The organism is uncultured Candidatus Puniceispirillum sp., from assembly GCF_963979125.1.
Taxonomy (GTDB): Bacteria; Pseudomonadota; Alphaproteobacteria; order Puniceispirillales; family Puniceispirillaceae; genus Puniceispirillum.
This window is the reverse complement of the sequence record NZ_CAXBVX010000004.1, coordinates 44,702-52,931: the sequence shown is the minus strand read 5'-3', so window position 1 is coordinate 52,931 and position 8,230 is coordinate 44,702. Positions and strand designations below refer to the sequence as shown.

Sequence of the window (8,230 nt, the reverse complement as noted above, 5' to 3'; positions counted from 1 at the left end):
TCGTGCTGGACTATATGTAAATCTGGTTCCGGTATTTGCGGCACTATTTGCGGTTATGATTCTGGGCGAGGTCATGCATTTTTATCATATTTTGTCTCTTGCATTCGTTCTTGGCGGTATCTACATGGCAGAAAGAGGCAAGAAAGCCCTACTACAATAAAGACCTGACTTGACAAGATTTTGCCGCCATGTTTCTTGACATTATGCGTTTATAGAACAACTCTTTCAAACATAGACTTAATCTCTAATGCGGGTCTGCCTAAACAGGTGGCATTTAGAGTGTATGTGCTGATGACAGGAATGACAGTATGATTGATAAAACCGAATTATATATTGATGGCGCGTGGGTTAAGAGCCGTGATGGTAACGTAATTCCGGTTATCAATCCGGCAACCGAAGAGGAATATGCGTCAATTACGCTTGCAGGCAAGGCGGATACCGAGTCAGCGATTGCCGCGGCAAAACGCGCATTTCCGTCATGGTCTATGACCTCGCCAGAAGAGCGTCTGGATTATTTGAAAAAAATTCTAGAGGTATATCAGTCGCGTGAGCTTGAAATGGCTCAAGTTATTTCTGAGGAAATGGGCGCGCCTATCAATCTGGCGATTTCCGAGCAGGCAAGTTCAGGGTCATCACATCTGAAAGCGTTTATCCGGACGCTGGCGGCTTTTGAATGGGTACGTCCGTTGCGACCTGGAACTGCCGGTCAGGATCTGGCCTATGAGCCAGCTGGCGTAGCCGCGCTTATCACGCCATGGAATTGGCCTATGAATCAAGTTGCATTGAAAGTAGGAGCAGCAATCGCGGCTGGATGCACAATGGTGTTAAAGCCGTCTGAAATTGCACCAATGTCAGGTATGCTGTTTGCCGAAATGATACATGAAGCTGGCTTGCCTGCTGGTGTATTCAACATGATCAATGGTGATGGTGTGGGCGCTGGATCAATCATGTCATCACATCCAGATATTGATGTTGTATCTTTTACTGGTTCTACGCGCGCGGGCATTCTGATCACCAAAGCGGCGGCTGACAGTGTCAAGAATGTATCCTTGGAACTTGGTGGTAAATCGCCAAATCTGATTTTTGATGATTGCGATATTGAAGCCGCGGTGACACGTGGAACAAAATTCTGTTTTAATAATACCGGACAATCATGCAATGCGGCAACGCGGATGCTTGTCGAGCGAAGCGCCTATGACCAAGCTGTTGAGGTTGCGGCAAAAGTAGCGAATGAAACCAAGGTGGATATGCCTTCCAAAGAAGGCTCGCATATTGGCCCTTTGGTTTCTGAGGCACAATTCAACAAGGTGCAGGATTTGATTCAGCAAGGCATTGATGAAGGGGCGCGTCTGGTTGCTGGTGGCACGGGACGTCCTGACGGTTTAAATCGCGGTTATTTCGTCAAGCCGACCGTTTTTGCCGATACAAACAATGACATGACAATCATGCGCGAAGAAATTTTTGGCCCCGTTCTGGCAATTATGCCATTCGACACCGAAGAAGAAGCTATCTCGGTCGCTAATGATACGCCATTCGGACTATCAGCCTATTTGCAAACAGGTGACAGTGAACGCGCGCATCGTGTCGCGCGCCAGCTACGTGCAGGCATGGTTCAGGTGAATGGTGCATCGCGTGCCTCAGGAAGTCCCTTTGGTGGATTCAAGCAATCAGGCGTTGGCCGTGAAGGCGGTGCGATGGGTATTGAAGAATTTCTTGAAGTCAAAACGATCAGCGGCATTGTTGACGCCTGATAGGCGCTTAATCGTTATCACTTAGACCCGAACCAGCCCCCGCAAGGCGTGACTGTTCAGTCGATGGCGCGTATGTGTGATGGGCAAAAGCCTCAAAAGTCTTGATACAGGCGGATGCCGTGGCGGGAATGCGGTTAAGTGATGCAGATGTTTTATGCTGTGCAATGGTTTCGGTGGAAAGCGTACCCGGGCTAATGCGGCATGTGGCACTTTCAATCAAAAGCGCGGTATTGATAACGTCACTTGAAAAGCCATTTGTGCTTATATCTATCGTGAGCGTATCAATATGTAATACGTATCCGTTTTGACTTGCACAGGCGGATATAAAGGGCACAAGTAGCAATGGTTCGCGTATGATGCCAAGATCGTTTGGCAAAGCGATTGCACCATCTGAGATTGCTGCCCCAATGGTAATTGGGCAGTTTTCTGCTTTGCCCGAAGCATCCGTGTTGTACCAGTTAAGATGCCGGCATAATGAGGCAACGCCAGGTGCGCCACGATGCGCCAACCAGATAACAGCATGACTGGCCTCTTCGGCAAACCCCCAGGACATGCCAGCCCCACGCGCCGCCTTTAGAGCAAGGGCACCAGTTTCACCAAGAGACCAACTGACATCTGTCATGTCTATTGCAACGGTGGATAAACCAGATCATCAGGATCCAGATTTGCCAATTCGTCGGGGAAGGGGGCGCCTTGATACATGGTGATGCGCAACCACCGATCTGATCGCGGATCAAATTTTGTGGCACCAAAAAATGACAATTTACATCGCAAAAGATCAATCGGCATCATGTCGGCAGCGATTGTATTGTCGCGGATTTCAGCGTAATCGAGACCATTGGTAAATTGTGCGCGGCGCACGATATGCCGATGTTCAGGATGTGCCATTAAAAACCGGGCAACCGTGTCATTATCATCCCAGTCTTTTATGGCCTCATAGCATGCGATTGCATCACGTCCAGGCGCAAGTGGTTGTTCATAGGGGGCTATTGGCTCTTCAAACCGTTCGCCAAGGCGTGGTTCCAGCTTTTCTTCTGATACATACCAGCCGCGAGCCTGTTCGGCTTTTTGGCTAAAATCAAGTGAATGTGCCCAGCCATATTGCGCTGTGATCTGTTTACGTAGTGCCGCTATGGATTGGGTGCCATCAATGATATGACGCGTTGTTTCATCAGCAGACATTGTGTAGGCAAGATCATCGACAAGGTCACCAAAAGGTTCAATGAGGAGGGATACAAGCTGTTCCTGCCCCTCTATCGTCAGATTATCACGCCCCCAGCGATATAGTGCGTCCCACGGACAAGGCTGATGCGCGTCAAAATTTTCCATATATGTTGAAAGGCTGGCCAAATCTGCGCGCAACCCTTCGGTTTTTGATTTTTGGTATGGATGCTCAACTTGCCATGCTTCGGCATTGATTGCCGCACGTTTCACAAGCGACAGAAAATAAGCCAGTGTTTGAGTTTCGGTTTTTACTATGGCTCGAACTCGCCCTAATGCTGTTTCGCGTGCATTGATCCACGCATGAATAAGAGCAGGGTGATTGATGAGGAATGGCGCCATGCCAAGGCCTGTCGAATTGCCAACACCAATGCGGCGGCGAATATCAGGCGCAAGCGTCACGGCGGTGTCTGGCGCTTGTATTTTGGCCATATGTTCAACCATGTCTATGGTAAAGGCGCGTATTAACCATACAGCCAGCAATTCAGGTTGAAATGAGCCGGCAAATTCAGGCCGATCCGCCCATGCGTTTCGGTCTGCGGCACCAAATTTTCCTGATCCATAAACAGCGCTTGTACGCATCAGATAACCAATAGGTTCAATCTTGGCCAGATCCGGCTGGATGCCAGTGGCCAGACAGTTGCGCACATAGTCGAACAATCTAACCGACTTGTTTGCACGTGACAGAACAAATTCACCATCTGAAATACGACCAGCTTCTTGTAATGGCACATTGTTTTTTAGCCGTTCAATATCAGCCTGCCTAACGTCGCCGTCATGCAAGCTGAATGTAGCGTCCCATGCTTCGGCAATAACACGGTCAGAGCGCAGTTCATCAGGCAGATCATGCGCAAACGCAACCAGCGTATAGGTTCTGTGAGGGCCAATGGCGGTATATGTGGCAACCCCGACGCCATTCGCATCGATTTTCCAGACAGGGCGTTTGAATGTCCAGTTTTCGCTTTTGAGGCGCCGCAGTAACACCCGCATGAAGCTGAGCCTGCTTTGGTGGAAAGACCCCATACGCGCAAGGCGCATCACATCATTGCCCGCCCGAAGCGATAGATGTGCCTGATTATGTGCTGTGACAGTCTTTTCCATACATATACCTGCTATATCTTAAACACCTAATACACCGAAATTGTTATCGTAAAACCGCAACCAATTCTCTCCCATAATAGCGGCAGTTTCTGTCGTCGAAAAGCCACGCGCCAGCAAACCTGCTTCAATATTACCAAAATGCCGATTATCTTCAAACCAGTCTGGCATAGGGGGAAACCCTGCATGGGCGGCTGATCCTTCGCCATAGTCGATGTCTTTTGTCCAGCGACCAACGCGCATCCATTCGACAACAGAGTCAGGCTGATCCTGACATAGATCAGAGCCAAGGCCGATATTATCGATACCCATTAAATCGGCTGTGCGCGCGATCATGTCGCAAAAGCTATCCAATGTGCAATTTGATTTATCTTTTAAATGATGCGGATAAAGTGAAAATCCAAGCATGCCACCAGACGCGCCTAGTGCTTTTAATATATCGTCAGACTTGTTGCGCTTGGCTGGATGCCAGAAATTAGGATTGGCATGTGTGATGGCTATTGGGCGCTCGGATATGGCGATGGCTTCAAGTGTCGAACGCTCAGCTGAATGGCTCATATCAACGACCAGACCAACACGGTTCATTTCCTTAATAACTTGCCGTCCCATTCGCGTGATACCGGTATCTTCATCTTCATAACAGCCGGTAGCCAGCAGCGATTGGTTGTTATAGGTCAGCTGCATAAACCGCGCACCAAGCATATGGCATATTTCTACTAGCCCAATATCGTCTTCGATGGGTGAGGGATTTTGAAAGCCGAAAAAAATGGCAGTACGGTTTTCGGTTTTTGCGCGCCTGACATCATCGCCTGTTTTTCCATGAAAAATCAGTTCTGGAAATCGTTCAAACCAGAGATTCCATTTTTCGACATTGGCAACCATCTCACGAAAATTTTCATGATAGGCAATGGTTACATGAACCGCATCGACATTGCCTTCACGCATTTGGCAGAATATTTTTTCAGACCAATTGGCATATTGTAAATTATCGATCAGATGCATGATTATTCCGGCGTTCCCGATGAAATATAGGATGTTTTTACAGTGGTGTAGAATTCTTCCGCATAACCACCTTGTTCGCGGGGACCATATGAGCTGTCACCGCGGCCACCAAACGGCACATGATAATCGGTACCAGCTGTGGCTAGGTTGACCATGACACATCCGGTACGGGCGTTACGACGGAAATGCGTGGCGCGGGCAAGTGACTTTGTGATGATTCCCGAGGTCAGGCCAAAATGCGTATCATTTACAAGATGAAGCGCTTCGTCATATGAACCAGCCTTGATAACACAAGCGATAGGCGCAAACATTTCTTCACGATTGATACGCCAGTCATTGCTGGTGTTGGCAACCAAAGCCGGCGTCATGTAAAAGCCTTCGGTTTCACGCGTTACGTGTTCACCACCACACAAAATATCGCCACCTTCGCTTTTGGCCAGATCAATATATGCCATGTTTTCGTTTAACTGTGTTTCACTTACCACTGGCCCCAACTGGGTACCGTCTTTGAGCGCATGATCGACGATCATAGATTTGGTAGCGTTTGACAGTTTTTCAACAAATTCGTCATGAATATTTTCATGCACTATCAAGCGAGACGAGGCCGTGCATTTCTGGCCAGTGCCTCCAAATGCTCCGCCAAGCGCACAGGTGACAGCCAGATCAAGATCGCCATCTTCCATGACTGCCAATGCATTTTTTGATCCCATTTCCATCTGGATTTTGGTCAGGTTGCCTATTGCCGATGTGGCGATTTGTTTGCCAACATCAACTGAACCAGTAAAGCTGATGGCATTAATCGCAGAGCTTTCAACAAGTGCCTGTCCAATGCTACCACCTGGCCCCATTACAAGATTGAATAGGCCTTTGGGTAAGTCCTGACGTGCAATGATGTCGGCTAGTGCAACAGCTGAAGCAGGCACCAAATTAGCTGGTTTCCAGATAACGGCATTTCCAAATGCCAGCGCGGGCGCGATTTTCCAGACAGCGGTTGCCGTAGGAAAATTCCATGGGCTGATGATAGCAACCACGCCAACCGGCTCACGCCGCACATCAATTTCAATATTGGGGCGCACAGAGTCAGCGGTATCGCCCATTTGCCTTAATGTTTCTGCGGCGTAATAGGTAAAGAATTGGCCAGCGCGGTAAACTTCGCCTTTACCTTCGGCTAGAGGTTTCCCCTCTTCACGACTTAATAAGGTGCCAAGCTCGGCACTGCGTGCCATCAATTCATTGCCAATATTCATAAGCGCGGTTTGGCGCGCTTCAAGACCGGTGTTTGCCCATATTTTTTGAGCGGCTGTTGCCGCTTCAAAAGCCGTGTCCAATTGTGCCTGACTTGCCTGTGCATATGTGCCGATTAGATCGCTAAGGTCAGACGGATTGCGGTTCTCGATGCTGCTATCGCCTTCGAGCCATTCGCCTGCAATAAAATTTTTCTGTAACGCCATGCCTATGTTCCACGCCTTTGCTGAATTCTGGGATTTAAAATATACACCTAACTAGGTGTTGTTGTGATCTTTGGTAACTGAAAAGGTACGTCCATCAACTTGTGTATAGTCGGTGATACTATCTTTATCCACCCCTTCAATACAGGCAATATTATAGGCAAAGCAAGGTTTGCTTCGTCGCCAATGATGCGTGTAAATACCACAATTCGTGCAGAAATAATGCCGTGCCGCCTTTGTATTCCATTGATAAAGCCCCAGGCTGTCTTCACCTGCAACAATGACAAATTCTTCTGGTTCTGCCTGAGCCATAAGCGCATTTTTGCGGCTACAAAGCGAGCAGTTGCATTTTACGACGTCACGAAGTTCGGTATGTACTTCGAATTGAACGTTACCACAATGGCATGAACCTTTGAGAACTGTCATTAAGGCACCTTATTATTGGTTATCTAAGATGGCATCATATTTGGTTAGATGTGTTGCCATGATGCACATGCCTAAGACTGCCTCAAGAAATGCTATATATCAATCTGAATTCTTAACTGCCAGATATGCTGATTATCGAATGTTGGGTTTAAGCGTATTTTGGTGCTTTTGCATGTTTGAAATTGCTGATAAAGGACATAAATAGACACATGATCTGAAGTTGATCCGCATGTGGAAAGGTTTGAAATATGTGGCAAGATAGTTTTCATAAGCCCGTTATTGTGCTTGCGCTATTTGCCTTCGGGATGACCATCATTCCGATAAATGATGCACTTATAAAGCTAATGAGTGCATATCTATCGCTTGGCCAAATCATGTTTGTGCGGGCGATATTTTCAATTATCATTGTGATGCTTTTCAGCCGTGGCATATCCAAAATGTTCACATTGCCAGCACAGGTGTTTTGGCTGTTTGTTGGTCGTGGCATGTGCATTGTGGTAGCTATGATTAGCTTTTTTGCCGCGCTTGGTAGTTTGCCCCTAGCCATAGCCATTTCGATCTTTTTTGTATCCCCTCTTTTTATCACGCTGCTTTCGGTGCCATTTCTTGGTGAAACCATAGGTATTCATCGTGCCATTGCTGTTTCGATTGGGCTTGTGGGTATGATCGTTATTATTCAGCCCGGTGGGGATGAGTTTCGACCAGAAACATTATTGGTTGTGCTGTCAGCCTTTAGTTATGCGATGTGCCAGATATGGACGCGGCGTCTAAGCGGGATGGGTGATCTGGCCACAATGGTATCAGTTCAGCAAATTTGTTATCTGGTTGTCGGCGGCTTGCTTGTCATAATGAATATATTTACGCAGCGCCCGGATAGTGATAACCCCACTATTGATTTTCTGCTGCGCGTTCCGGCTACAGCATCCTTGATGGATTATCTGTTCATTCTGATTTGCGGCATTTCGGTGTTACTTCTTTCTGTAACGTCAGCACATGCTTATCGTGTTCTGGAAGCGTCGGTTATTGCGCCGTTTGAATATGTGGCGATCCCGTCAGGTATTTTCTGGGGCATGTTAATTTGGGATGAATGGCCTGAAACAAGCGCATGGATCGGCATGTTTTTGATTCTGGTTGGTGGCCTATATATGGTGTTTAGGGAAAGAGCGCGTGATGTTGATGTGACGTTATCTTCACCTATGCCCGCCGCAGCGGCGGCATCGCAGAATTTCGATTTTGATGAAGAAGATACCGATGGCATCAACAAAGACGATAGCGATAAATGAT

General features: G+C 47.6%; 8 protein-coding genes. 3 read left to right on the top strand and 5 right to left on the bottom strand.

Going from position 1 to position 8,230, the window contains the following annotated elements; all coding sequences use genetic code 11:
• Window positions 1–160: EamA family transporter (locus ABNT28_RS01260; protein WP_332924519.1), on the top strand; the 160-nt coding region annotated here is incomplete at its 5' end.
• A gap of 148 nt (window positions 161–308) precedes the next feature.
• Window positions 309–1,751 (top strand): aldehyde dehydrogenase family protein, encoded by a 1,443-nt coding sequence (locus tag ABNT28_RS01255; RefSeq protein WP_348720878.1) that lies wholly within the window; start codon window positions 309–311, stop codon window positions 1,749–1,751.
• A gap of 7 nt (window positions 1,752–1,758) precedes the next feature.
• On the opposite strand, the gene ABNT28_RS01250 is transcribed toward ABNT28_RS01255, so the two are convergent.
• From ABNT28_RS01250 to ABNT28_RS01230, 5 genes are read right to left on the bottom strand one after another with little or no spacing between them, the layout of a single operon-like run.
• Entirely contained in the window at window positions 1,759–2,373 is a 615-nt protein-coding gene (locus ABNT28_RS01250) for a DUF3726 domain-containing protein (RefSeq protein WP_332924496.1), read from the bottom strand.
• Between the two features lie 2 nt (window positions 2,374–2,375).
• Window positions 2,376–4,073, bottom strand: coding sequence for a hypothetical protein (locus tag ABNT28_RS01245; protein WP_348720876.1), 1,698 nt, complete (start codon window positions 4,071–4,073; stop codon window positions 2,376–2,378).
• A gap of 18 nt (window positions 4,074–4,091) precedes the next feature.
• Window positions 4,092–5,072: a membrane dipeptidase gene (locus ABNT28_RS01240; protein ID WP_332924498.1), complete on the bottom strand. Its 981-nt coding sequence runs from the start codon at window positions 5,070–5,072 to the stop codon at window positions 4,092–4,094.
• 2 nt (window positions 5,073–5,074) lie between these two features.
• Window positions 5,075–6,523 carry an aldehyde dehydrogenase family protein gene (locus ABNT28_RS01235; RefSeq protein WP_348720875.1) on the bottom strand — a complete coding sequence of 483 codons (1,449 nt, stop codon included), beginning with the start codon at window positions 6,521–6,523 and terminating at the stop codon, window positions 5,075–5,077.
• Window positions 6,524–6,574: 51 nt separating this feature from the next.
• On the bottom strand, window positions 6,575–6,946 hold the full coding sequence (locus tag ABNT28_RS01230) for a GFA family protein (protein WP_332924500.1): 372 nt from the start codon (window positions 6,944–6,946) through the stop codon (window positions 6,575–6,577).
• A gap of 248 nt (window positions 6,947–7,194) precedes the next feature.
• Between ABNT28_RS01230 and ABNT28_RS01225 the strand changes: the two genes are divergently transcribed.
• Window positions 7,195–8,229: a DMT family transporter gene (locus tag ABNT28_RS01225; protein ID WP_348720874.1), complete on the top strand. Its 1,035-nt coding sequence runs from the start codon at window positions 7,195–7,197 to the stop codon at window positions 8,227–8,229.
• Window position 8,230 lies beyond the last annotated feature (1 nt).

Bases quoted from the DNA above. Each gene is read 5' to 3' on its own strand.
- ABNT28_RS01255 (WP_348720878.1), top strand. From the start codon at position 309: ATGATTGATAAAACCGAATTATATATTGATGGCGCGTGGGTTAAGAGC.
- ABNT28_RS01250 (WP_332924496.1), bottom strand. From the start codon at position 2,373: ATGACAGATGTCAGTTGGTCTCTTGGTGAAACTGGTGCCCTTGCTCTA.
- ABNT28_RS01245 (WP_348720876.1), bottom strand. From the start codon at position 4,073: ATGGAAAAGACTGTCACAGCACATAATCAGGCACATCTATCGCTTCGG.
- ABNT28_RS01240 (WP_332924498.1), bottom strand. From the start codon at position 5,072: ATGCATCTGATCGATAATTTACAATATGCCAATTGGTCTGAAAAAATA.
- ABNT28_RS01235 (WP_348720875.1), bottom strand. From the start codon at position 6,523: ATGGCGTTACAGAAAAATTTTATTGCAGGCGAATGGCTCGAAGGCGAT.
- ABNT28_RS01230 (WP_332924500.1), bottom strand. From the start codon at position 6,946: ATGACAGTTCTCAAAGGTTCATGCCATTGTGGTAACGTTCAATTCGAA.
- ABNT28_RS01225 (WP_348720874.1), top strand. From the start codon at position 7,195: ATGTGGCAAGATAGTTTTCATAAGCCCGTTATTGTGCTTGCGCTATTT.